Source organism: Thermoleptolyngbya oregonensis NK1-22, from assembly GCF_032705245.1.
Taxonomy (GTDB): domain Bacteria; phylum Cyanobacteriota; class Cyanobacteriia; order Elainellales; family Elainellaceae; genus Thermoleptolyngbya; species Thermoleptolyngbya sichuanensis.
In genome coordinates this window covers 3,054,844-3,079,540 of record NZ_CP053540.1, presented here as the reverse complement: position 1 = coordinate 3,079,540, position 24,697 = coordinate 3,054,844, and the positions used below count along the sequence as shown (strand labels likewise).

At 57.9% G+C, this 24,697-nt stretch carries 16 protein-coding genes; 8 read left to right on the top strand and 8 right to left on the bottom strand.

The features are described from left to right. Nucleotides 1-697 precede the first annotated feature (697 nt). Together HNI00_RS13135 and HNI00_RS13130 are read left to right on the top strand one after the other, a co-directional pair. Nucleotides 698-2,203: an AAA-like domain-containing protein gene (locus HNI00_RS13135; RefSeq protein ID WP_316786837.1), complete on the top strand. Its 1,506-nt coding sequence runs from the start codon at nt 698-700 to the stop codon at nt 2,201-2,203. After that, nucleotides 2,200-5,841, top strand: a complete 3,642-nt coding sequence (locus HNI00_RS13130; protein ID WP_316786835.1) for an AAA-like domain-containing protein — start codon at nt 2,200-2,202, stop codon at nt 5,839-5,841. Before HNI00_RS13135 ends, HNI00_RS13130 begins: the two co-directional genes overlap by 4 nt. A gap of 41 nt (nt 5,842-5,882) precedes the next feature. On the opposite strand, the gene HNI00_RS13125 is transcribed toward HNI00_RS13130, so the two are convergent. After that, nucleotides 5,883-6,011 (bottom strand): hypothetical protein, encoded by a 129-nt coding sequence (locus HNI00_RS13125; RefSeq protein ID WP_316786833.1) that lies wholly within the window; start codon nt 6,009-6,011, stop codon nt 5,883-5,885. A 71-nt stretch (nt 6,012-6,082) separates the two neighbouring features. Between HNI00_RS13125 and HNI00_RS13120 the strand changes: the two genes are divergently transcribed. Beyond that, on the top strand, nt 6,083-6,586 hold the full coding sequence (locus tag HNI00_RS13120) for a nucleoside deaminase (protein WP_225906695.1): 504 nt from the start codon (nt 6,083-6,085) through the stop codon (nt 6,584-6,586). A gap of 175 nt (nt 6,587-6,761) precedes the next feature. Beyond that, nucleotides 6,762-8,084, top strand: a complete 1,323-nt coding sequence (locus HNI00_RS13115; RefSeq protein WP_316786828.1) for a homoserine dehydrogenase — start codon at nt 6,762-6,764, stop codon at nt 8,082-8,084. Between the two features lie 109 nt (nt 8,085-8,193). Here the strand turns inward: HNI00_RS13115 and HNI00_RS13110 are convergent, their stop codons facing one another. Continuing rightward, the gene (locus HNI00_RS13110) at nt 8,194-10,035 is read right to left on the bottom strand and encodes a DUF2779 domain-containing protein (protein WP_316786826.1); all 1,842 of its coding nucleotides are present in this window, start codon (nt 10,033-10,035) and stop codon (nt 8,194-8,196) included. A 703-nt stretch (nt 10,036-10,738) separates the two neighbouring features. Between HNI00_RS13110 and HNI00_RS13105 the strand changes: the two genes are divergently transcribed. Further along, a complete protein-coding gene (locus HNI00_RS13105) occupies nt 10,739-11,383 on the top strand; it encodes an SH3 domain-containing protein (protein ID WP_316786824.1) in 645 nt (214 codons plus the stop codon). A gap of 61 nt (nt 11,384-11,444) precedes the next feature. Here HNI00_RS13105 and HNI00_RS13100 read toward each other — a convergent pair whose 3' ends face one another. Then, nucleotides 11,445-12,527: a Gfo/Idh/MocA family protein gene (locus HNI00_RS13100; protein WP_316786821.1), complete on the bottom strand. Its 1,083-nt coding sequence runs from the start codon at nt 12,525-12,527 to the stop codon at nt 11,445-11,447. Nucleotides 12,528-12,718: 191 nt separating this feature from the next. Then, complete coding sequence (locus HNI00_RS13095) at nt 12,719-14,065, bottom strand: dihydroorotase (protein WP_316786819.1); 1,347 nt, start codon at nt 14,063-14,065, stop codon at nt 12,719-12,721. 592 nt (nt 14,066-14,657) lie between these two features. Here HNI00_RS13095 and lepB point away from each other — a divergent pair. Next, nucleotides 14,658-15,269, top strand: coding sequence for a signal peptidase I (gene lepB / locus HNI00_RS13090; RefSeq protein WP_316786818.1), 612 nt, complete (start codon nt 14,658-14,660; stop codon nt 15,267-15,269). Between the two features lie 62 nt (nt 15,270-15,331). Here lepB and HNI00_RS13085 read toward each other — a convergent pair whose 3' ends face one another. The 4 genes from HNI00_RS13085 to HNI00_RS13070 all read right to left on the bottom strand — a co-directional run bounded on the left by HNI00_RS13085 (nt 15,332) and on the right by HNI00_RS13070 (nt 22,809). Then, complete coding sequence (locus HNI00_RS13085; protein ID WP_316786816.1) at nt 15,332-17,626, bottom strand: caspase family protein; 2,295 nt, start codon at nt 17,624-17,626, stop codon at nt 15,332-15,334. A gap of 257 nt (nt 17,627-17,883) precedes the next feature. Then, on the bottom strand, nt 17,884-18,744 hold the full coding sequence (locus HNI00_RS13080) for an alpha/beta fold hydrolase (RefSeq protein WP_316786814.1): 861 nt from the start codon (nt 18,742-18,744) through the stop codon (nt 17,884-17,886). Between the two features lie 86 nt (nt 18,745-18,830). Continuing rightward, nucleotides 18,831-20,960 (bottom strand): bifunctional arginine dihydrolase/ornithine cyclodeaminase, encoded by a 2,130-nt coding sequence (gene argZ / locus HNI00_RS13075; protein WP_316786812.1) that lies wholly within the window; start codon nt 20,958-20,960, stop codon nt 18,831-18,833. Between the two features lie 439 nt (nt 20,961-21,399). Further along, nucleotides 21,400-22,809: a hypothetical protein gene (locus HNI00_RS13070; RefSeq protein WP_316786810.1), complete on the bottom strand. Its 1,410-nt coding sequence runs from the start codon at nt 22,807-22,809 to the stop codon at nt 21,400-21,402. A 495-nt stretch (nt 22,810-23,304) separates the two neighbouring features. Here HNI00_RS13070 and HNI00_RS13065 point away from each other — a divergent pair, with 495 nt between their 5' ends. After that, nucleotides 23,305-23,901: a CsgG/HfaB family protein gene (locus HNI00_RS13065; protein WP_316786808.1), complete on the top strand. Its 597-nt coding sequence runs from the start codon at nt 23,305-23,307 to the stop codon at nt 23,899-23,901. 337 nt (nt 23,902-24,238) lie between these two features. Next, a complete protein-coding gene (locus HNI00_RS13060; protein ID WP_172356514.1) occupies nt 24,239-24,613 on the top strand; it encodes a group I truncated hemoglobin in 375 nt (124 codons plus the stop codon). Nucleotides 24,614-24,697 lie beyond the last annotated feature (84 nt).

Genomic DNA, 24,697 nt, shown 5'->3' with positions numbered 1-24,697 from the left:
AGTATCAAATAAAGCTACATTTTGAAGATTCTTGCTAAAAATCAGGATACCCACAATTCAAAGGGGATACCCAAACGGGTACGAGGTTTTACAGAAGAAAGTCCAAAATGCAGCCCGTACAACAAGGATGTTACAAATTTACTCACCGTTGTCTTGCCTATACGGAGTTGCCTGGGTTCCTGCGGACTGTGCAATAAGGGCTTGCCTACAAGCCTATTTACTAAGCGCTTAATGGCCGGAAACCTGCCTCAGCAAAAACAGGGAAACCCAGCTAGCTTTTCCGAAAGCTATCCTTTCTGAAATAGCACCGGATATCGCTTGCAATGATAGAAATCTAATTTCATAGCTGGATGTCTGTGCTGGGCTTCTGTTGTAAAGGGAGGTGTTGGATAGTAGAGACAGTTAGGAAACTTATGGGGGATTTCTCTAAAGTTTTTACACAAGATTTGCGGGTAATATGAATGGGTATTAGGGCTGAGCGGCCAAAAAACTGGCCTAATGGGTCAACGAAGCGGGCGATCGCCTGCGTTAAACCTGAATTTAGAGAGCGGATCGCTGACGGTAGTTCACGGCAGGTCGCTTGCTCCGCATGGCTACCATTGGAACTGGCGAAATAAAAGGGGCTATGGCGACGACGGACGCAGATCGGGCAACGATATCAGGTAGAGCAACCTCAGGTACAGTAAAGCAGTCGAAAATGAAACGACGGCGAGGAGTAGTGCTGACCCATGCAGGGCTGAAGCGATTGCAGGCGGCGATCGCCGCTGTAGAAATCGCAGAAAACAATGGTGAACGCTTTACGTTAGAAGAGCTAGGCGATCGGATTCGGGTGTCTACCAAAACCCTCAGCCGCCTCTGGTCTCTCAACTCCGGCCTCGATCGAAGAACGCTGCACCTCTGCTTCAGTAGCTTTAATTTAGATTTGCAGTCTGGGGATTACGTTGTCGTCGGCGATTTGGCGGAATCAGAGGTTGTCCCAAGCGAATCGCCTCGCCCCATGCCTGCCCAGTCATCCAGAGCAGAGATAGAACCAGACTCCGGCGAATCACCTGGTTTGTTTAGTCCTCCTCCAACTCATCGGCCCGAAGCCAGCCCTCGCCCCGCTGCGGCGGTTCATCCTTCAAACCCGTCGCTCTCAGGGGCGCTGCCCTACCCCGACGGGCCCGTGCCGCTCGACTCACCGTTCTATATCGATCGCCCGCCCATTGAGGCGCTAGCCTACCAGGAAATTTCTCAACCCGGTTGCGTGGTTCGGATCCGTGCGCCGCGCGGCATGGGCAAGACCTCGCTGACGCTGCGCCTGCTGATGGTGGCCGAAGCGCAGGGCTATCGCACGGTGACGCTAGACTGCAACCAGTTTGACTTGGCGCTGCTGGACGATCTCAGCAAGTTTTTGCGGAGTTTCTGTCTGCGGCTGGCGCAGGCGCTCCATATTCCGCCAAACCTGGAAGACTATTGGGATGAGGAAATTGGCAGCAAGCTAAGCTGTAGCTTTTATCTGAAAACCTATCTGCTCAAGCAGATCGACGCGCCCGTTGTGCTGGTGCTGAATGAGATCGATCGATTTTTTGAGCATACCGCCTTTGCTCAGGACTTTTTTCCGCTGTTGCGCTCGTGGTATGAGGAGTCGCGGCGAGATCTAGCACTGCAAAAGCTGCGCTTGGTGGTTGTTTATTCTACCGAAGAGTATGTGGCGCTGGATATCAATCAATCGCCCTTTAATATCGGCTTGCCGCTGCGGTTGCCGGAGTTTACTGCGGAGCAAGTGCTGGATCTGGCGCAGCGGCACGGGCTACCCTGGGGCATGGACGAAGTGGAGCAACTGATCGATCTGATTGGGGGCCATCCGGCGCTGGTGCGGATGGCGTTGTATCACATCTGTATCTATGGACTGTCGCTGTCGCAACTGGTGCAAGGGGCGATCGCCACAGGCGGCATTTTTCGTCCCCACCTCTGGCGACACTGGGTAACAATACAGCAGCATCCAGACCTGCTAGCGGCGCTGCGAGCCGTTGCGCTAGCCGAGTGTGGGCAGAGCGTATTGCTAGACCCGCTCCAGGCCTATCGGCTGGAAAGCCGGGGCTTGCTGCGCTACGAGGGTGATTCGCGAAACGATCCCTGCGGGAATCGCGTGCTGTCCCGCTGTCGGCTGTACCATCAATACTTCCGGCAGCAGTTTATGTCTGAGTCGCCCTTGCTATGAGATATCAGGTCGGCGGCAGCCTCCGCGCCAGCGACCCGACCTATGTGGTGCGCCAGGCCGATGAGCATCTCTATCAAGCGCTGATTCGGGGAGAGTTTTGCTATGTGCTGAATTCGCGGCAGATGGGCAAGTCGTCGCTGCTCCAGCGCACCAGCGCCCGTCTTCAGGAGGCTGGCCGTCTCTGCGTGTATCTCGACATTACGCAACTGGGCAGCGAAAACCTGACACCGCTCCAGTGGTATCGCGGCATTATCACGATCCTGCACCACGGCGTAGGTCTGGATGGCCAGCTTAGCTTGAAACAGTGGCGGGATGACCACGCCGACCTCTCGCCCGTGCAGCAGTTGCACCAGTTTGTAGAAGATGTTCTAGCAGATCGGTCGGGGCAGCAGCCCATCGTAGTTCTGATTGACGAAATCGACAGCCTGCTGAGCCTGCCCTTTGGCGTGAGCGATTTCTTTGCCTGGATTCGGCATTGCTATAACCAGCGATCGCACAATCCGCTGTTTCAGCAGTTGAGCTTTGCTCTGTTTGGCGTAGCCACGCCCTCTGACCTGATTGACGACAAGCGCCGCACCCCGTTCAACATTGGCACAGCGATCGAGCTATTTGGGTTTCAGCCGGATGAAGTCGCCCCGCTGATCGAAGGGCTGGTGGGGATCGTCAGCCAGCCGTCTGCCGTAGTGCGGGCGATTTTGGGCTGGACGAATGGGCAGCCGTTTTTGACCCAAAAGCTGTGTCATCTGGTGGTGCAGGTTGCGCTGGAGGCTCCATCGGGCAAGCTCGCGCTGCCACCGGGCACTGAAGCGCTGTGGATTGATCAACTAGTGCGATCGCGCATTCTCCAGCATTGGGAATCGCAAGACGAGCCAGAACACCTGAAAACAATCCGCGATCGCCTCTTGATTAACGAGCAATGCGCCAGCCGTCTCCTGGGCCTCTACCAGCAGATCTTGCAGCAAGAAACTGCCGACACGGCTATTCCATTGCCCCAGATTCCATTGCCCCAGATTCCATTGCTCCCGATTCCATTGCCCCAGCCTGGTGCAGAAACGCCCTGCGAACCTGCAATCTCCAACAATCCAAAACCTAAAATCCAAAATCTACCCGACTCTCCCGAACAAACCCAACTGCTGCTCTCCGGGCTGGTCGAAAAGTACAACGGCATCCTGCGCGTCAAAAACCGCATTTACAGAGCCGTGTTTGACGAAGCCTGGGTAAATACGCAACTGGATCGGCTGCGTCCCTATGCCCAGTCGCTCAATGCCTGGGTAGATTCTGGCTTTCAGGATGAATCGCGGCTGCTGCGGGGGCAGGCGCTCCAGGCGGCCGTAGATTGGGCCCAGGGCAAATATCTAAGCGATTTAGATTATCAATTTTTGGCAGCCAGCCAGGGGCTAGATCGACGCATCATGCAGCAGCAGCTCGAAGCGGAGCGGCTGCAAGAGGTGGAAGCACGGCTAGAGCTAGAGCGCCAGAGTTCTCGCAGCCAGCGGCGGCTACTGGTGGGCATGAGCATTGCGTTGGGGGTTGCGGTGCTGTCTGGTTTGGCGGCGCTCAACGCTTATCAGCGGTCGGCAGTGAGCGAGGTGCGGGCGATCGCCGCTGCTTCAGAGGGCAGCTACGCCTCACACCAGCGGCTCAATGCACTGTTCCAGGCGATTCAGGCACGTCACAAATTTCAATCGCTGCTATTCCTCGACCCCACCCTGCGCCAAGATCTGGATGCGAAAACTGACAGGGTTTTGGCACAAGCGGTTCAGGGTGCGGATGAAACGAATCGGCTGGTCGGTCATCAGGGAGGAGTCCTAGCAGTCGATCAGAGTGCCGATGGTGAGTGGATTGCGTCTGGGGGAACTGATCGCACCGTTAAGCTTTGGAAGCCCGATGGAACCCTGGTTCGCACCCTGTCCACCAGCGCCACGCCCCACGGCATCCGCATCAGCCCCAATGGCCAATATGTGGCGACGGCCAACGTAGACGGCATGGTGCAACTGTGGACGCTGGATGGCTCCGAGGGCTTAACGCTGAAAGGGCACACTGCCCCGGTGTGGAACGTTTCATTTAGCCCGGATAGTCGCCTTTTGGTGTCTGCCAGTGGCGATCGCACGCTCAAGCTCTGGCGCGTTGCCGACGGCAGCCTAGTTCGCACCCTGACGGGCTACGATGCGGCCACTTGGCAGGCGGCGTTTAGTCCCAATGGTCAGCAGATTGTGTCGGGCAGCACCGACGGAAGACTGACTTTCTGGACGGTGGATGGCACCTTGATTCGTACCATCCAGGTCAGCAATGCGCCTGTGTGGAGTGTCGCCTATAGCCCGAATGGGCAACTGATTGCCACAGGCAGCGGGGACAGTCAAATCCGGCTTTGGAGTCGGGCCGGTCGCCTCTCCAAAACGTTGGCCGGTCACGAAGCTGAAGTTTTGCAAGTCCGCTTTAGCGCCGACGGCAGAACCCTCGCCTCTGCCAGCGCCGACCGGACAGTCAAGCTCTGGCGGAGCGATGGAACCCCGTTGAGAACATTTCAAGGCCATCAGGCGGTTGTTCGGAGTGTGGCGATCGCAGCGGACAACCAGACCATTGCTTCCGCATCAGAAGATGGACAGGTCAAGCTATGGAAACCGTCGTCGTTCTCGATCCCCCTGATTGGGCTACCAGAAGTTGCCCAGCAAGTCGCCTATAAGCCTCAATCCCCCGGAGAGCCGCTGCTATTGGCGACCATCTCTGGAACGCAGGTTCGCTTCTGGCGATCGGATGGGGCATTAGTCAATCAATTCAGCTTGCCAGAGCGGCTCAACTCCGGCGCATTTGCCCCGGATGGCAAAACCCTGGCCCTGGGTAGTGCAGACACAAACCTTTACTTGCTGGACCTACAAAGCCGCACCACGACCGCGCTTTCTGGCCATACGGCTTCCATTATGAGCGTACAGTATAGCCCCGACGGACGGCTTATTGCCTCTGTGGGAGACGACGGGGCCCTGCGGCTCTGGACGCGCCGGGCAGACGGTTCGTTTGCACCACACCAAGCGATTCTGGCGCATCCGGCATCGCGGATCTGGAGCGTGGCCTTTAGCCCCGACGGTCGGCAGGTGGCAACCGCAGCGATTGACCGCACAGTTAAAGTGTGGGGCCTGGAACCGGATGGACGGCTATCTCCAGAACCGAAGCTAACCCTGGCAGACCATCTGGGGGCCGTGTGGGGGGTGGCGTTTAGCCCAGATGGAACGTGGCTGGTGTCTACGGGGCGCGATCGCACGATTAGGCGATGGAGCCGCACGGGAGAACTGCTAGAAACGGTTGAAGTAGACGGGCTGGGCCTGTCGCGGGTAGCCATCAGTCCAGACGGTCAGCAGGTTGCAGTCGGCAACATGGGTAATACCGTGACTCTGTGGAATCGCACCACCGGGCGCTTGTTTAATCTGCAAGGGCACAATTCGGGCGTGCGATCGATTGCCTTTAGCCCCGATGGGAAAACAGTGGTATCGGGGGGCGAAGACCGGGTGGCCATTATCTGGAATATGGATTCTCTGCTGGATCTGGACTTGATGCGCTACGGCTGCAACTGGCTGCGGGATTACTTTAAAACCCATCCGACCCTGAACGAGGGCGATCGCCAGCTTTGCCGCAAGTTTTTCTGAGGCCCGGGCCAGTGGGCGGGTCAGTGTAAGCGGAATCCTCGTCAAGCAACATTCGGGTCAACCTCATGGCGATAGGTAGAGAAAGTCTGATGGATTAGGCAATACTCCCAGGCTTCGGATGCTCGCTGGGTGACAAATTGGCGGAGCGATGCTGGGATATAGTCGGTCATGGGCGAGCTTAATTTTGCGGAGTCGCGCTGAGTGTGGTGTAAGCGCGAATTTTGAGAAAGACGTATGCCTTATGCCTTACACCTTCGACCATCCAGACCCCACGCCAGCACAAATGCTGCATCATCTGCGGCGGGCAAATGCGATCGCCCTCCGCGCTAGGGGCTTTGGGCATCATCCCTTCGGGGCAATTCTCGTCGCGCCAGATCACGAAACGGTGCTGCTAGAACAGGGCAACGTCAACACGGTGAACCACGCCGAATCCGTGCTGGTGCGAGTCGCCAGCACCAACTTCAGCCCAGAGTATCTATGGAACTGCACCCTTTACACTACGGCTGAACCCTGCGTCATGTGTGCGGGAACGCAATACTGGGGCAACATTGGGCGCTTGGTCTATGGTATTGCCGAAACTAGCCTGCTGGCGCTGACGGGCAGCGACGCGCAAAACCCAACGCTGAGCCTGCCCTGTCGCCAGGTATTTGCCGCCGGACAAAAGCCAATTCGCGTCTGGGGGCCGTTCGATGCGCTGGAGGATGAAATCGTAGCGGTGCATCGAGACTTTTGGCGATCGCCCTAAAGCCTCCTGTCAAGGCCTCACAAAACCCAGCGCTTACACCGGAACGCATCGACCAAATGCCTGGAGCAGCCGGGGCGAACCCTGGATACGAATTTTTCGGAGCAGCAGTGCCCTCACCCGCGCAGACATTCCCTCCTACAATTGGGGGGAAGATGATTTTCACGGGTCGAGAACTGTGGCATTCAAGATTGGGCTATTGGGCTTGGGAACGGTGGGCGCAGGGACGGCAGAGATTCTGCTGAATCCGGAGTTGCGCCATCCGCTGGTGCAGGAAATCGAGATTGGCAAAGTGGGCGTGCGATCGCTCGACAAGCCGCGCCCGGTGGATCTGCCCGCCGACCTGCTGACCACTGACCTAGAAGCCATCGTCACCGATCCAAACATTGACATTGTGGTGGAAGTGATTGGCGGGCTAGAGCCAGCGCGATCGCTCATTTTGAAGGCGATCGCCCACGGCAAGCACGTCGTCACCGCCAACAAAGCCGTCATTGCCCGCTACAGCGACGAAATCTTTGATGCAGCCAGCACTGCCGGGGTGTACGTCATGATCGAGGCGGCCGTAGCAGGCGGCATTCCAGTCATTCAGCCGTTGAAACAATCCCTCAGCGTCAACCGCATCCACCGCGTCATGGGCATTGTCAACGGCACGACCAACTACATCCTGACGCGCATGGCCCGCGAAGGCGCAGACTTTGATGCAGTCCTAGCGGATGCCCAGCGCTTGGGCTATGCCGAAGCCGACCCCACCGCCGACGTAGACGGCCTCGATGCCGCCGACAAAATTGCCATCCTGGCCTCCCTCGCCTTTGGCGGCCGCATCAAGCTGCCCGAAGTCTATTGCGAAGGCATCCGCAGCATCAGCGCCGCCGACATCGCCTACGCCGATCGCCTAGGGTTTGTGATCAAGCTGCTGGCCACGGCCCTGCGGGAACCCAGCGCCCCGGACGACGCAACCGACCATCTGCAAGTGCGCGTCCACCCGACGCTGCTGCCCAAGAGCCACCCCCTCGCCAGCGTCAATGATGTTTACAACGCGATTTTGTTTGAAGGCGACCCGGTGGGGCAGGTGATGCTGTTTGGACGGGGTGCGGGGTCTGGCCCCACCGCCAGCGCCGTGGTGTCCGATATTCAAAACATCGTGGCGATTTTGAAAGCAACGGGTGGCAGGTCGCCCCATGCCACTGCCGACCTGCATCCGCTGCTGGCCTGCATCCATCAGCACTACTGCACCATCAGCCCAATGGATGACGTGGTCAGCCGTTTCTATGCCCGCTTCCTTACTCGCGATATGCCCGGTGTGATTGGGCGACTGGGAACGTGCTTTGGCGACCATGACGTGAGTCTGGAATCAGTCGTGCAGATTGGCTTTCAGGACGACCTAGCGGAAATCGTCGTTGTCACCCATGACGTGCGCGAGGGCAACTTCCGCAAAGCCCTCGCGGAGATTCGCGGCTTTGAGGGCGTGGCGGAGATTCCCAGCGTACTGCGGGTGCTGTAGAAAAAACGAAGAACGAAAAACGAAAAACGAAAACCCCATTCTTCCCCCTTCGTTCTTCCCTCTTCCCTCTTCGTTCTTCCCTCTTCGTTCTTCCCTCTTCCCTCTTCCCTCACCCCCCCCTCTCTCTCCCTCCCAACAGTCCCGCCCAGTGCCACCAGACCATCACCATTGCGGCGGTGTCAAGCTGACAATATTGCAGCAGCAGGTCTTTCCACTGGTCGCGGGTGGCGGGGTCGCAGGGGCCCTCAGTATGGTGAACCATTGCGCGGTAGGCGCGGATGGCGGAAGGGCCTTCGGTGACGGCGATCGCCGCTCCGTGGATCGACTGCGTGGGTAGTGCTTTGTAGGGACTGAGCAGGCGGCCGGTCTCGTCATAGCGGACATATTCTGGAAAGCGATCGCGCAGGGCTGGATTGGTGCGCCAGATTGCTTCTACCACGACTTTGATCGAGGTGCTGCCGCGCATCTGGGGATGGAGGTAGTGCTTTTCTGTGAGCTGGCAGAGATCGACCAAGCGGCCGCGATCGCCCCCGTTGAGCTTGACGGTGTGGCCCAGCCAGTCGCGCAGGGCAGAGTTGTCATAGCCGCGCCGGGTCATTTGCTCCAGCACTTCTCGCAGCACGGTGTTTTCGTGTTTGCTCCACATAAAGGGCGTGCCCGTGCTGCCGAGGCGTTGCATCAGCGATTCGGCAAAGGCAAAGTTGGGGAACTCGTCTTCGGTGCAGAGCCAGCATTCGTGCTGCGGTTCGGCATCGGGTGCGGTCAGCGTGTGGCAACTCCACTGGAAGGCGATCGTTTCGTAGGGGCGCATCCCGCCGTAGCAGGGAATGGCAGGCGCACAGGTTTCCATGTCGATAAAGTGCAGCGGATAGTCAAAACTGTCTAAAATGTCCGCCAGCTCTGCCGAAACCCACTCGGTGTCTTCGCGGGTGTGATGGAGTTGGCGCAGTTGGCGATCGCTGTAGGCGCTCATGGAGCCGTCTTTTTTGACGAGCAACTCCGGCGTTACGTCGTACAGGCTAACCTTGCCCTGCTGAATCAGTTCATTGGCGCGATCGCCCAGGCTGCCGACGCGATACAGATCTAGCAGATGCGGCGACACGTCTGCTAGGTCGCCCCAGCAGTGGCGAAAACCGTTGAGCGGGGCTTCGTCCTCGACCCAATATTCGCAGTCGCGGCAACTGATCGACAGGGCGGGTTCGGCCCGTTGCAAGCTGGGCCAGAGCAGCGCTGTGTATTGCCGAATGCCTGCCCGAACCGTCGGCAGCGTCGCCTCTACTTCGGCGGTGATATCGATCTGGGTCAGAAAGCTGGCCGCGCTGAGCGCTGCTTCGTCGCCCAAAAACTCGACCTGAATCTGCGAAAAGCCTGCATCTACTGGAATGCGCCGCACCTGAAACTGGCGATGCAGTTGGTCGATGGCGGAGGGTTTGGTTTTATCGGGCAGCATGAGAAAGGCGCGAATCTCGAAATCGGGGAAGTGCGATCGCAGCAGGTGGGTTTGGAACGCGACATCTTCGAGCGTGTCGCGCCAGGCCGCTAGCGAAAACAGACTGGATTTTCCTTCTGCGATGCGCTTTTGATACTCGGTGGGGTCGAAGGATCGGGCCTTGACTTCGATCAGGTCAATCCGTCGCCCCCGTTTCACCAAAATGTCGGCCCGCGCCACGACGCGATCGCACAATAAGGTTGCCTCAAACAGCGTGATAGAGTCTGCACGGTTCAGCAGCGCCAGCGTTTCTGCATTTGCCGCTTCTGGGTCTGCTTCGGCTTGCACCCGAACTCCGTCTGGAAATCGCAGTTTGGCGATCGCCTCCACAATGTATCCGCCCTCTGCCAGCAGTTCCAGAAACTCGCTGCCGGCCTGCACCGAAGGATAGCCCAGCTTGTGGTAGTAAAGCTTCGTGGGGCAAGACCGAGCCAGCTTGAAGTCAGATTTTGACAAATACATGCGGAGTATCGGCGAAGAAACAGTACAAACAGTGCAAACAGTGCAAAAAGCGCAAACAGTACAAACAGTGCAAACAGTGCAAAAAGCGCAAACAGTGCAAACAGTACGAACAGTGCAAAAAGCGCAAACAGTGCAAACAGTACGAACAAAGAGATAATGGCGATCGCCCAAAAGAAATCGCGTTGCGCTGTTCTATCTTTGGCATTCTGGCTGGGCGATCGTCAATAGAGCCAATCCCTGAGCCGATCCCTTAGAACCGATACTTTTGGCACTACCCAATGCATTGGTTAAAATCTGTTTCGGCTTAAATCTGTTTCACAATCGCTACTGCATCAAAAGAGAAGTGAAAAAAACAGAGGATGCAAAAGAGATTGTGCGATGATGCTGGTTTATCTTGATCGGAGACTTGCCGGGAACTTGCTGGAGAACGAAGCTCTTAAGGAAATTTTTCTCTATTTTTTGAAGTGATTTTGGGCAAATCTGGTAAAGTTTAAGCGTTTAGGATCAGCTTCAGGTTTATCAAGCCGCTTATCAAACACAAGAGTTAACTTGCATCACGCAGGACGTTAACGCAGCGTACGCGCTGGTGTGAAGGTATTGTGTAACAAGCGTTGTGTAATGAGCGCTGATTTTGGGTGAATTCTACTGCGCTTTTATCGAACCGTTAGCGTTCGTTTTGTTGTGTTCTCAAAAACAGGAATTGATGATTCATATGCGTGTAAAACACTGGATCGCAGGTGGTCTCGCAGCCTGCTCAGCCCTGGTCATTGCAGCAACGGCTGCACTGGCCCAAGTTGCGACAGTGACGGTCAATGATCTAAACGTTCGCAGCGGCCCAGGCACCAGTTTCCCAGTCACCTTCGTTCTCCGTCGTGGCGATCGCGTCGAGATTATCCGCCGCCAGGGCAACTGGGCCTTTGTGGTGGGCGAGCGGGGCGGCGAAGGCTGGGTCTTTGGCCAATACCTCTCCACCACTGCCCCCTCTCCTGCCCCCTCCCCCACGCCCACGAACGACGTATTTCGCGGCACGGGCACTATCGACAACGCCCGCTACAACGGCTCCGGCGAGGCCCAGCTAGTGATTGGTCGCCAAAACCGCAACGGTTCCTTTAGCCTCACGGGTGGGCGCTTCAACGTCGAGTACATTGGCACGGTGCGAAGCAACTTTGAGGGTGCGGTGGAACTTCAGATTAGCCAATTCCGCTCTTCTGAGATGGGCTATCGCACGGTTTCTGCGTCTGGCACTTGCAACATCCAGACCAGCGGCGGCACGTCGGTCAGCCGCAGTTTTTGCAGCGTGACTGGCTCTGGGATTGACCACGGTCGCAGCAACTTTACCGGCCGGTAGGGGCAGGTTGGTCGCTAGTTCGCTAGTCTGCTTTGACAAACCAGGGGGCTGGAACGGGTCACTACAGGCTCACCCAGCCCCCTTTTTGATGGGATTCGTGGGTGCGGTCGATTAGCCGCTGCGAATAGACCCCGTCGACCAGCGTGGGCATGGGTGACGATTCCTGGGCGATCGCCCGCACCCAGCTATCCACTACCCGCAGAAACGGCGCAAGCCGACCGTCCGGGTAGGTTTGGGGAAACGCGAGGCGATCGGGAATTTCGACCTCCTGGAGCGACTGCCCCGCCGGAGCAGCCCAGAGCTTAAAACCGTGGACATAATCGGTCTGATGATCGCTGCCGAGAACCAGCGTACCGCGATCGCCATACACCTCCACCCAATGCCCACGGCCCTGAAACGTGACGGTGCTAAGGGTGATTTGCACGGGCGTTCCGTCCGCCAGATCCAGCCAGACACGGCAGGTATCGTCCGAATCGACGGGTTTCGGCCCGCCCGTGATCGGGTCGGGTCGGGTGGGAATGGTGGTGCTGAGGCTGCCGCAGAGCCGCGTCGCCGGGCCAAAGAGCCAGCGCAAATAGTCGAACGTATGGGAACCGAGCGCTCCCAGCGCCCCGCCGCCCTGATCTTTGCGGGCGTACCAGTTCCAGGGGCGATTGGCATCGGCGCGACCGCTCACCAGCCAGTCCACCTTCACCAGCCGCTTTTGCCCCACAAAACCTTCGGCCAGCAGTTCTGCCAGCCGCATCCAGGTGGGCACAAAGCGGAACTCAAAATCCAGCGCCGCAACGAGTCCTTTGGACTGGGCCAGATTCTGCAATTCCTCTGCCTCGGCTAGCGACAGAGCCGTGGGCTTTTCTAGCAGCAAGTGCTTGCCTGCATTCAGCACGGTTTTCGCCTGCTCGTAGTGCAAGAACGGCGGCGTGGTGACGCTGACTGCCTGCACCTCTGGTAGGGCTACTAGTTCTTCCACCGTTTGGCAAGCGTGGGGAATACCGTGCGCCTGGGCGATCGCCTCTGCCTTGGGGCGATCGCGGTGCTGCACCGCAACCAATTTCGTTTGATGATGAATCTGGAAACCGGGAATGTGGATCTTTTGCCCAAACCCAGTGCCCACGACGGCTACGCCAATTTCCGATAGTGTCATGCGAGGTTCGTCCGCTCGTCTGCCTTTTTCACGATATAGCAGAAGGGGGCTGGAGGAAGAGGGAAGAGGGAAGAGGGAAGAGGGAAGAACGAAGAGGGAAGAGGGAAGAACGAAGAGGGAAGAGGTTCTGTTTTTCGTTTTTCGTTTTTCGTTTTTTGTTTTTCGTTTTTCGTTCTTCGTTTTTTCCTTCCTCACTCAAACCGCAGCGCCTGCCCTCGCACTGCCGTATTCAGCGTGCCGTGATCAAAAACCACCTGGCCGCCGACAATCGTAACCACCGGCCAACCCGTCAGATCCCAGCCTTCAAAGGGACTCCAGCCGCATTTGGTTTTCAGCGTTTCTCGCTGCACCGGGCGGTAGGTGCTAAGGTCTACCAGCACTAGGTCAGCATCATAGCCGGGGGCGATCGCCCCTTTGTTGGGAATTTTGTAGGCTCGGGCCACGGCGGTAGACATCCAGTTCATCACCTGGGCGACGGTGCAGCGTCCCTTGGCGGCTTGGGTCAGCATCAGCGGCAGCGAGGTTTCCACACCGGGCATTCCAGAGGGGGTGTTGGGATAGGTCTGGGCTTTTTCCTCCAGCGTGTGGGGGGCGTGGTCGGTGGCGATGAAGTCCAGCACGCCGTCCATCAGCGCTTGCCAGAGAATGGCATTGTCCTGGGGCGATCGCAGCGGCGGGTTCATCTGCGCCAGCGTGCCGATGGTTTCGTAGGCGTAGGTATTCAGCAGCAAGTGCTGGGGCGTGACTTCGGCCGTCACCCAAGCGGGCTTGTCTTGCCGCAGCAGTTCCGCCTCCTCACCCGTAGACAGGTGCAGAATGTGGAGCCGCCGCTGATATTTTTTGGATAGAGCCAGCGCCCGCTTCGTGGCAATCAGCGCCGCCTCGTTGTCTTGAATCACGGAATGAATCGCCGGATCGCTCACCCCGGCATACTTTTCGCGCCGCTGAAGGATTCTCGCCATGTCTTCGGCGTGGACGGCAATCAGCCGATTTTCGTAATTCGGGTCGCTCAGGTCGCGGTAGAAAATTCGCTCCAGCGCATCGTCGTCATTCACCAGCAGCGGCCCATGCATCGACCCCATGAAGACCTTGATGCCGCAGACCGGGTTCGCCGTCCGCAGATCGGGCAGATTTTCCGGCGTTGCGCCGATAAAAAAGCCGTAGTTGACTAGGCACTTCTCCGAAGCGCGGCGCAGCTTGTCGTCCAATGCGTCCTGGGTAATCGTCAGCGGGCGCGTGTTGGGCATTTCCAGAAACGAGGTAATGCCGCCCTGGGCACAGGCGCAACTGGCGGTGAACAGGTCTTCCTTGTGCTCCAGCCCTGGTTCGCGGAAATGCACCTGCGGATCGATCGCCCCTGGCAACAATGTCAGCCCTGCTGCGTCGATGAGGATGTCATCCGGCGTTGGGGGAAGGTCTGGAGAAATTTGGGCGATCGCCCCATTCTCGACACGCACATCCCGCAGCGCCATCGCTCCATCCGGCAGCAAGACTTGCGCCTGACGGATGACCAGTGGAGCAGTTGTTAAACTTGCCATACGCTACCTGCTATCCCTCGATGTCCCCTTCCAAACCGTGAAATGATTGTATCGGCGCGGCCCCAATTTTATGAGCGGCTGTCTGAAAAGTTGACTTTAGTGTTGACTTTTCAGACAGAACACCTGTGTTAGCCTCCGCCAGAGCTAAAAGGTACATCTGCTCCTCGGATAAACTGGGATTAAAGAAAAGGTGTCGTCTGCTGGAAAGTGGTCTATCGTGATGATTGTGCATTAACCCACATAAACCGTAACGGCTGTACTTAACGGCTACACGTCTGAAATTACGGCTGACTTGGGTTAAATCCCTAACCTTAGAGGATGTTTGAAACGTCCTACTGTTTGTAGCAAAGCGTGCAAGATCCCCCTAAATCCCCCTTAAAAAGGGGGACTTTAAGGCGGTTTCCCCCCTTTTTAAGGGGGGCTGGGGGGATCTCTGAGTGCTTAACATTACAGGCGATACCTTTTCAAACACCCTCTTAGACTTCAAACACTCTCTTAGACCGTCCTCAGATTTCTAGGCTCACCCGATTCTGAGTTCACCTCATCGTTTACCTCATCAAGTACATCAACTACTAACTACATAGACTCGCAGATGTCCAGTCAATCTGATTCCCCCACTCCTCAAACGCCTCCTGCTGAGCAGGCTGCCCCCAAGCCCAAGGCCGACAGCCCCCTCATGGAAGGGATCAAAACGATTGGCCTGAGCGTAGTGCTGGCGCTGGGCATTCGCACCTTTGTGGCAGAAGCGCGATATATCCCTTCCGAGTCCATGCTGCCGACGCTGGAGGTGAATGATCGCCTGATTGTGGAAAAAATCAGCTATCACTTCAACCCACCCCGACGCGGCGACATCATCGTGTTTCACCCCACTGAGGCGCTCAAGCAGCAAAACCCTAGCCTCAATGAGGCCTTTATCAAGCGGGTGATTGGGTTGCCTGGTGAAACGGTGCAGGTAACGGGCGGGCGCGTGTTGATCAACGGCCAGCCTATCGAAGAAGACTACATTCAGTCGCCGCCTGATTATCAGTGGGGCCCAGAGGTTGTACCTGCCGATTCGTTCCTAGTGCTGGGCGACAACCGCAATAACAGCTACGATAGCCACTTTTGGGGCTATGTGCCTCGCCAGAATATTATCGGACGGGCGGTGGTGCGCTTCTGGCCAGTCGATCGACTCGGCAAACTGGGGTCGCGGCCTAGTTATTAGCCAGTGATTTTCCTGGACTCAATCTCGTTAAATCTCGTTCAGTCTCGGCCGCTGGCTTTCCGCTAGGCCGTTGCTTCAACCCGGTACATGAGGTGCAGCGTCGCCCAGCGCGTTACGTCCAAGGCGTAGGAGTCGCCTGGGAAATTGCTCGGAAAATTGCCTAAGGAAGGGCTGTCTGTAGAAGTGGCATCAGAGGTGGCATCGTGCAGGTCTTGCAGGATGGACTGGGCCACATCGAGGGGGTTGGGGAGGGCGATCGCCTGTCGGGGGATAGCTCCGGGGGCGATGGGCAGCCCGGCCAGCGTCCGGCGAAAGGGAGCCACGCTGAGAATGAGGAAGGTTTCTGCCAGACCGGGCACATTGGGCACGACCCAGCCCGGAGAGGGTTCGGCGGGCAGCGTCAAGCTCGATCCGGGCAACAGCGGCGGCTGCTCGGTGCTGGTAGACAGGGGCAGGGCGATCGCCTGGCCCGTGTTATCCAACCCCATCAACATGCCGTAGAGCGGCTGGTCGCCTGCGTTTTGCAGCCGATAGCGGAGGGTGCTGCCTGCGGGGACGGGTGCGCCGGATTCGACCGCTGCCCCCAGGCGCTTGCTGCTGAGGCGGTTGGGAATGCTGACGGTTTCTTGCTGCACGATGGGCAGGGGGCGAGCGGTGGTAGAACCCGGCCCGATCTGTTCCAAAATCGCCCGCACGCTGAGGCGCGAGGACGACGCATTCACCGTCAGCCGCAGCAGCTTCATGGCAAAGAGCGATCGCAGTTGGGGGGTGAGGCGATTGACCGCTGTTTTCACCGCTTCATCTGCTGTGGATAGCTCAATGCCCAGCGGCACGCGCCCTGGATAAAACAGACCATACTTTCCATCCAGGCTGGCAGGTGAACTGGGCATCTCCAGCACGGGCTGGGCCGGGGGCACGTCCGTCTGCACGGCTGGATTGGGCAACTCTGACAGCGATACTGCTGCTACCGTCGTTTCCACCGCCCGACGCTTGCCAAAGAGATAGTCGGCCGACTGTTCGCCCGCGTTGACCAGCGACACCTTCGCCGCCGTAAAGGCACTGGTGGCATCCACCCGCTCGATCCGATCCAGGCTGCTATCGAGGGCGATAGTCAGCCCCACGCTGCGGGGCAGCAGGCGCACCCGCTCTTGCACGGGCTGTCCTGGCTCTACGGACGCGCCCTCGATCACGGGCAAAACCTTCAGCGTCAGCCCGTCTCGACTCTGCACCCGCAGCAGTTGCGGCGCACTGCCGAGGGTTTCCCAAAGCGAACCGGGGCTATAGGCGCTGAGGGCAGACGGTGGCAGTCCCCCCGCCCAGAGGCGCAGCGTCCGAGCAGAGTCCGGCGCGACCAGAATCACCCCGTCGGCTCCGGCTTCCGCAGGCACAAGCGGATAGGCACTGGCTCCGTCGCGGCTAAGCGTACCGTCTGCCTGTGGCTCCTGGTTTGCGCCCGACAGCCGCTTGATGCTGCTGCTGGTTTGAGTCAGCACTGTCGAGAGGGCCGTGCCTGCGGTGGCATCCCAGAGATATTGCGTCAGGGCGTAGGTGAGTAGACCTGCACTAAAGCCACTCCAGCGACCTTCTAGCGCCGCCTGGCCGGGGGCCGCAGCGGTGAGGAATAGCCCTGGCAGCGGGCCCGAAAGAGCTGCCTTGGCAACCCGGAGGCGATCGCCCAGCGACTCTTGCAGCGCGAGTTCCTGGGGATGCAGGTCGCCCGTGGGCGCATTGGGGCGGGCCCGAATCCGGAGGTTGCCCTGGAGCGAGGTGCCCAGGTTCGAGAAGCCCAAATCCAGCAGCGTCAACACCTGCGAGGTGGGGAGCGATCGCACTAACTGTTCCAGCGTTGCGCGGGTGAGGTCGGCAATCAGGGGGCGATCGCTCGTGGGCAGGCCGCCATCGATGGGCACGATGCTGTCCCAGAGTTGCTCTGGATCGGTCGCCGAGCGCACTCGGCTGCCCAGCCCGCTGATGTGAACCACCACCACATCACCGGGTTTCGCCTGCTCCAGCAAATGGGCTTGAAATGCCTCCGTAATGCCTGCCCAAGTGGCTTGCTCATCCGTCAGCGTCACCATATCCGCAGGCTGAAACCCAAAGCGGTGCTGCAACACCTGTCGCTGCATTTCCACGTCCGTCAGCGATCCTGGCAGCAGCCCGCCTTTCACAGGGGGAATATCGCTCACGGCTTCGGGATACTGGCTGATGCCAATTAGCAGGGCTAGCTTGCGCGAGGTCGGCGCGGCCAGCACTTTCCCAGCGCGATCGCCCCAGGCCCACAGGCCGCTGCCGAGCGCCCCACCGATGGCGATCGCCCCACTGCTCCGCTGCAAAAATTCGCGCCGTGTCAGCCCCATGCTTCTATTTCAGCATCAAAGCCTCCCTTTGTTGAGCAGGCAGAGGGACAAAGTTGGGGATTTTGGATTTTGGATTTTGGTAGGACTCACGCAGTTGGACGATTTCTCGCGGGCTGCGCCCGCGAGAAATCGTCCAAAACCCAGAAAACTTACAAGTGCGTAAGTCCTGTTTGGATTGCCAGCCAGGTGTGGACGGGGCTTGCGGCGGTGTTCGTTCTTCGTGGCGCTGGCGGAAGAATGAATTATGACTCCTGATTTCAGGAGCTTTGCGGGTTTGCCAACGGTGCAGAGGGGCTAACCACTTCTGGATGCCGCGCCAGCCAAGCGTCAATGTCTTGCAGCATTTGCTGAGGGATTTCCCAGGGAAACAGGTGGGCGGCCCGGGCGTAGCATTGCCAGTCGCAGTTGGGCAGTTTGCGGGCGGTTTCTTCGCTGGAAAGCGCCGTGATGTGGCGATCGCCCTCTGCCGCCAGCATCAGCGCCGGAACCCGAATGTTGGGCAAATCCGGCACACGGTTATAGCCTGCGCGAATGGCCTGGTTGAGGGCGCGAGTCGCCGCCTGCGACGTGTTTAGGTAGGCAGACACGGCATCGGCGGCAATGTACTCGTAGGCCGTGCGCGTGTGCTGCTGGATCAGGTGGCGAAACAGCGATCGCTTGGCAAACAGCTCAATATTCCAGCGGTTTCCCGGCTGCCACGAGTTGATCAGCGCCGCCACGCCTGTCAGCAGATTGTCCTGCCAGGAAATGGTCGGATGGCTGCTGCGGGGATGGGCCGCTGTCGCCACCAGGATCAGCCCGCTAATCCGTTCGGGCAGCCGCAGGGCCAGTTCCATTGCCAAAATGCCCCCCAGCGACCAGCCCAGCACCAGACAGCGCTGAATCTGGAGCCGATCCAGCAGCGCCTCCAGATCCGTGAGATGATCCGCCATCACAAACGGCTGCGTCACCCGGCTCTGGCCATAGCCGCGCAGATCAGGGGCGATCGCCCAAAATCGCTGCCCCAAATGCTGGGTAAACACGCCCATGCTGCTGCCTGCGCCGGGATGTCCGTGCAGACAAAGCACCGGGTAGCCGCTGCCGTGGGTGTGAATGGTAAGCGGATGGGGCGTGGACATAGGCATTGGGAGCAGCAGGATTCCTGGCTGGTAGAACAGAGAGCGCGATTCGCGAAGCAATCCCGACGGGAATCGCCCTCCAATTCCTAGACCATCTGAGCAATACGGTAGGGGCTGGTGAGCTTGCTCAACTGCTGGTTTAGCAGGCTGAGGAACAAACCCACATCCGTCACCACGCCAACGGATTCCACCGAGCCGCGATCGCTCAGCTTCGTCACCACAGCCGGGTTGATGTCCACGCAGACCATCTTCACGCCCGCCGGGGTCATGTTGCCCGCGCCGATGGAATGCAGCATGGAGGACAGCATCAGAATCAGGTCTGCGCCGCGAATTAGCTCGGCATATTCTGCCTGGGCTTTGAGCAAGTCCATCTGCGTATCGGGCAGGGGGCCGTCGTCGCGAATCGACCCCGCCAGCGAGAAAGGAACCTGGTGCTTGATGCACTCGTAGAAGATACCGCTGGTCAGCACGCCCTGTTCTACTGCATTGGCAATACTGCCGCAGCGACGGATGGTGTTGATCGCCTTCAGGTGGTGGCGATGGCCGCCGCGCACCGACACGCCCCGCTTCATGTCCATACCCAGCGACGTGCCCATCATCGCCTGTTCAATATCGTGAACGGCGATCGCATTTCCGCCCAACAGCGCCTGGATATAGCCCTCGCGGATTAATCGCGCCAAGTGTTCGCCGCCGCCTGTGTGAATCACCACGGGGCCCGCGACCACCACCACCTTGCCGCCCTGGTCGCGAATCCGGCGCAGATCCCAGGCGATTTGCTCAACCACTAGCTCGACGCGGCGCTCACTCGACACGCCCGACCCCATAAAGCTGAATTCCTTGTCGCTGGAGCCGCTGCCGTTGCGACTGTCGCGGGCATCGGGCTTGCGGACGGTGCGGATGCCCTCGACCCCCACCACGACGCGATCGCCCACTCGCAGATCCCGCAGCAGCTTGCACTCTGCCCTGGGGCCCTCCGGCGTTTGCGACACCACGATCGCCCCGTCCATGCGCTGGTTCTGCACGCGCACCCACTCACAGTTCACCCGCACCTCCGTCGGGTAAATCGTGGTGACGTAGAAATCGTCGGGCGCAACGCCGTCCTGCGTCACGGTTTCCAGCGGGTTGTCGCAAACTTCCTGGGGTTGAGGCACTGCGCCCATGTCGATCAAGCCCGACATGATGCTCTCCATCACGTCGTGGGAGGGAGCCGACACCTTCACCTCCGCCGCCGACGTACTCTGGCGCTGTTCGCCCAGACGGAAGTTCAGCACCTGGAAACTGCCGCCGCTTTCCACAATGAGATCCAGCGCATTGTTGATCAAACCCGAATCGAGCAGGTGTCCCTCTAGCTGAATCACGCGGCTCTCCACAGCGGCGATCGCCTGGTGCAGCGGCTCCAGCGGCTCCGTCACCCGCAGCGTCAGACACTTGGCCGCACCGCCTGCCTTCATAAACTCCGTCAGCGGCGTTTCCAACAGCACAAAGCCCAGATCCTGCATCCGCTGGCGCAGACTGTCGCTGGCCTTGTTCATAATGACTACCCGGTCGATGTTGACCGCATTGCAGGCAAAGTTCACCGCATCGGCCTCTTCAATAGCGATGCGCTTGTGGGCGGGCACGCGCATCTCGATCAGGCGGTTGGAATAGGCATCAAACGCGGGCGGGTAATAGAGCAAGTAGCCGTCCGTCAGCGGGCAAAAGCAGGTGTCGAGGTGATAGAAGCGCTCGTCCATCAGCCGCAGCGACAGCACTTCGATATCCAGCCATTTCGCCAAAAACGGGTGGGAATCTAGCTCCGAGCGGAAGCCATAGCCCGCCCACAGCCAGCGTCCTTCCCGATCCAGCAGGGCATCGCCCGCCCCCTCGAAAGGCAAATCCTTAGGCAGTTCATAAACCGTGTAGCCCTGTTCTTCAAACCAGGCTTTGAAAAACGGCTCCTCGCCCTGACGCTCTTTGTGATAGAAGCGGCTGAGGACGACCTTATCTTCTAGCACCAGCCCCGCGTTGGCGGTGAATACCATATCGGGAACCCCAACCTGGGGCTTTACCAGATCCACCGTTGCCCGGTCTTTGATCAGGTGATACAGCCCGTGCCACTGCTCAACGGCGCGATCGCGCGAGGATTTGTGGATATTGCCCTCCATCCAAGGATTAATCACATAATCCACGTCGTAGTGGTCGGGCGGGCACATCAAAAACCGAATGGCAGAGTTCATGGTAGGTCAGGGGTTAAGGACTAAGGATTGGGGGTTAAAGGAGAGAGATTAGCTGGCGTGGATTATGCTTGCCATGACTTGTGGCAAAGCCCTGGCAACAATCGGAATCAGTCGAAGGGGCGATCGCCCAACCAACCTCTACAAAGCTGGATCTCCGGATCTAGAATCCCAGTGAACTAAGTGCTTTGCGGGGCTAACTGGCGCTGCCCAACGGCTGTTTTCGGGGTCTTTTCGGGGTCTATTTTACGGCTTCAGTCACGACACAAAGTCGATCTAATATTCTAGTACGCTCGGTGAGAGGTGCTGGCTATTGTCAAGATGTGTGGATATTCTTAGCGATTGCTTTGAATCCTGTCATGTTTAGACAGAATTAATGCCCGGTATCGCTGCCCACGCGATTCATGACCACAAATTATTTGGCAAATTATTCGGCAAACACTTACGCATCGGAATGTTCCGAGGAATGTTCCGAGTCGGGCGGCAAGAAGCCAGCCTGAGCAATTTCATACAGGTGGCGATTGTTGTCGCGCAGCGCTTCAATATCCTGTTCCGAAATCTGGCGAACGTAGCTAATCTTGATTTCTTCCAGCAGGTCGGCCAGCAGGTTTTCTAGCTCGCGGGATGTGTCGCCTTCGCGCAGTTGTTGCCGCAGGGTTTTACCCGCCCGATCAACCAAATTTCGGGTTAGCTCTACGCCCTTGGGGTCGTCGAGCGCCGTCACTAGGCTGCCGTAGGCCGTTTGGGTCGCATTAGACACCAGCCGCTCGCTCATCTGCTGGGGCAGCGCGTTGACCCCTGGCATCCGGCTAAGACCCCGATAGACCGGCGATTGCTCCAAGACGCTGGTCAGCGTGTAGTGCAGCAGCGCTTCGATGTCTGGGCGCAGGGTAGGCAAGACCTGATGCACGGTGAGATGGGTGATTTGGCGGGCGATTTCTTCGACTTCGTTAACACCCGTCACGTCTACGTATCGCATCCGCGTGTCAGGATCGAGCAGCAGCTTGGTCAGCCCGCCCTGCCGCAAAAACTCCTGGACCTGCTCAATCACCCGCAGCACGACAACCTCGGTCAGTTGCACGGCAAAGTAGCTGGCGATCGCCAGACTGACCCGACTTTGGAGCGATCGCATCGGCAGCAGCCCCGACTGATCCAGCCGAACCACCGTCGGAATGACACGCAGCCATCGCCAAATCGGCAGAAACAGCAGCAGGTCATACCAGCGCCACAGGATCACATCAAACCAGTTGGTGCGGCGATAGCGATGGTAGAGATGCCACAGCCGGAGGCCCAGATCCACCGCAAATAGCCCCATAAACCAGAGGTCAATGCGCCAAAAGCGGTCGATGGGTCGCCCGTTTTCGCCAACACCGCGATAGTAGTTGCGCTGGAGCAGTGGCTCGATTTCGCGGTCAAAAAAGGCGATCGCCCGGTCTTCGCCAATCTGCTCCAGATAGGCGCGGCTCCAAAAGGTGCGAAACGCCTGCCGCGACGAGTCCGTGCCCACAAACCGCCGCATCCGGTGCTTGAGGCGCTCTAGTTGCCCTGTTTTTCCCGCCAGGTTGAAGGGGTTTTCGTCGATTAGCTCATCGCTGCGATCGCGCAAATTTCTCAGCAGCGCCTCCGACTCTGGCGAACCCAAGTCTGCGTCCCATAGCTTGGCCGCCTGCTCCAAATAGCCCTCGGTGACACGATGCGGCTCAATACCCTTATAGGTTTCGCCATACCAGGCCGTGAACTGCGGAAAAAATCGCAGGTAATAGTCGCGCAGCGGGATATAGCTCGTATCCACCAACACCAGCAGCAAGTTCAACAGCACCACCAGCGCCATTGCACGATCCAGCCAGCGCACCAGCGGTCGCGACGGACTTTTTGCTCTAAAAGTTGCCTTAAAAGATGTTCTGGAAGGATTGACCATACCTGCCTTACGCCTTACCGCCCCGCATTCAGTTCCCACCCTATTGAAGTACGAAATGCACGGGTTGTCCTCCGGCAAAAGCAATGTTTTGGTCTAACAGAGGTTCTTCTACCACGGGGGGAAGAGATTGGCAGCAGGTTTGCCAGTGCGTCTCCTCGACGCAGAACTTCTGTGAAGTAGCAGTCCAATCCGGGAATGATAAATCTGGCGAGCTATAAACCCTGACCTGTTGAATACTAAATCCTCAACAGTCGGGGTTAACCCTTTGCCAGCAATAAGCAGGGCGATCGCCCTGCCCTGATGATCGTCGCGCACGATATCCGTATTCACTCTGTAATTTCTATGCCCAAAAGAGCGATGAGTCACTTGCAATCTGGTCTTGCGATTCTGTTTGCTGGAACTTTGTGTATCGGGGGAATGGATTTGCTCATGCTTGCATCCCCTGCAACTGCTGCTCCTGTACAAGTCGAAGCGAGCAAACGAGAGCGGCAGCGGGTTGTGGTTCTGGATTTTGACTATTCTGCAACCAGCGACACTAACTATTATTGGTCTTACTGGAGACGGGGAAATGCATCGGGCATTAGCGATTTGATTGTCGATGCCCTAGTGGATCGAGGAGACTACATCGTTCTAGACAACAGCATAGTTGGCGGAAGACGGCAGGGCTTTGTTACTGACGTATCCACAGCCGTTGCCATCGGCCGCGAACTCGGCGTTGACTATGTGATTATGGGTTCGGTCACGGAGTTTAATATATCTACCGAAAGGTCAGGGGGCGGATTTTTAGGAATCGGCGTAGGACAGCGGGAAACCACTGCCAATGTCGCGTTAACGGCTCGCATGATCAGCACGGCAGATGGCGCTATCGTGGACACAATGCGTGGGAGAGGCTCGGCGGGCGATCGCTCTTCCAGTGTTTCCATCGTCGGCATTGGCGGCGGCTCTGATAGAAACCGTGAAGATGAGTTAATGAGTCGGGCAGTTGAGCAGGCGATCGCCTCCCTAGTAGAGGATATGAATCGCTAGGTGTATCTCGCTAGGTGTATCTCACAAAGATAGGGCTTGAAGCTTTGAGCGCGACGCGCCTGGAAAGCCAGCTTCTAAGACAGAACCTAGCCAACTTGGACTGCCTGTACCTAAGTCACTGACTTGCTAGAGGAAAGAGGGGTATGCCTCGCAGTGGAGCGTAAAGTGCGCTGCCATTCGAGCTACCCCTTCGTGGTTCTTAGCACAGGGACAGTTATCACAGACTATACAGACTATTCAGAAAGCTCTGGATATTAGGTCAACATTGTTGAATATTTCGGCTTTTCCAAAATACTTTATGGGACATTAAAAACAACCTGCCAGAGGAGACATTTCCATGAACACGCTGTATGAAAAACTGGGCGGCGCGGCGGCGGTGGATTTAGCAGTCGAGAAGTTTTACGAGAAGGTTTTGGCAGATGAGCGGGTTCAACACTTCTTTGCTCATACAGACATGGCACAGCAAAAGCGCCATCAAAAAGCGTTTATGACCTACGCCTTTGGGGGGGCTAATCACTGGAACGGTCGGCCGATGAGAGATGCCCACAGCAGCCTAGTTGCGGAGATGGGGTTAACGGATCACCATTTTGATGCGATCGCCGAAGATCTGGTCGCCACGCTGGTCGAGCTAGAGGTTCCCCAAGCCCTAATTGACGAGGTGGTGGAAATTGTGGGATCGGTTGCCCATCGCAACGATGTTTTGAATCGCTAAAAGTTTTGAATCACGACATCCAAACGCGATATCCCAAAAAGGTGATGCACTGGCGGTGAATTTGGCAAAATTGAGGTGCAAAGG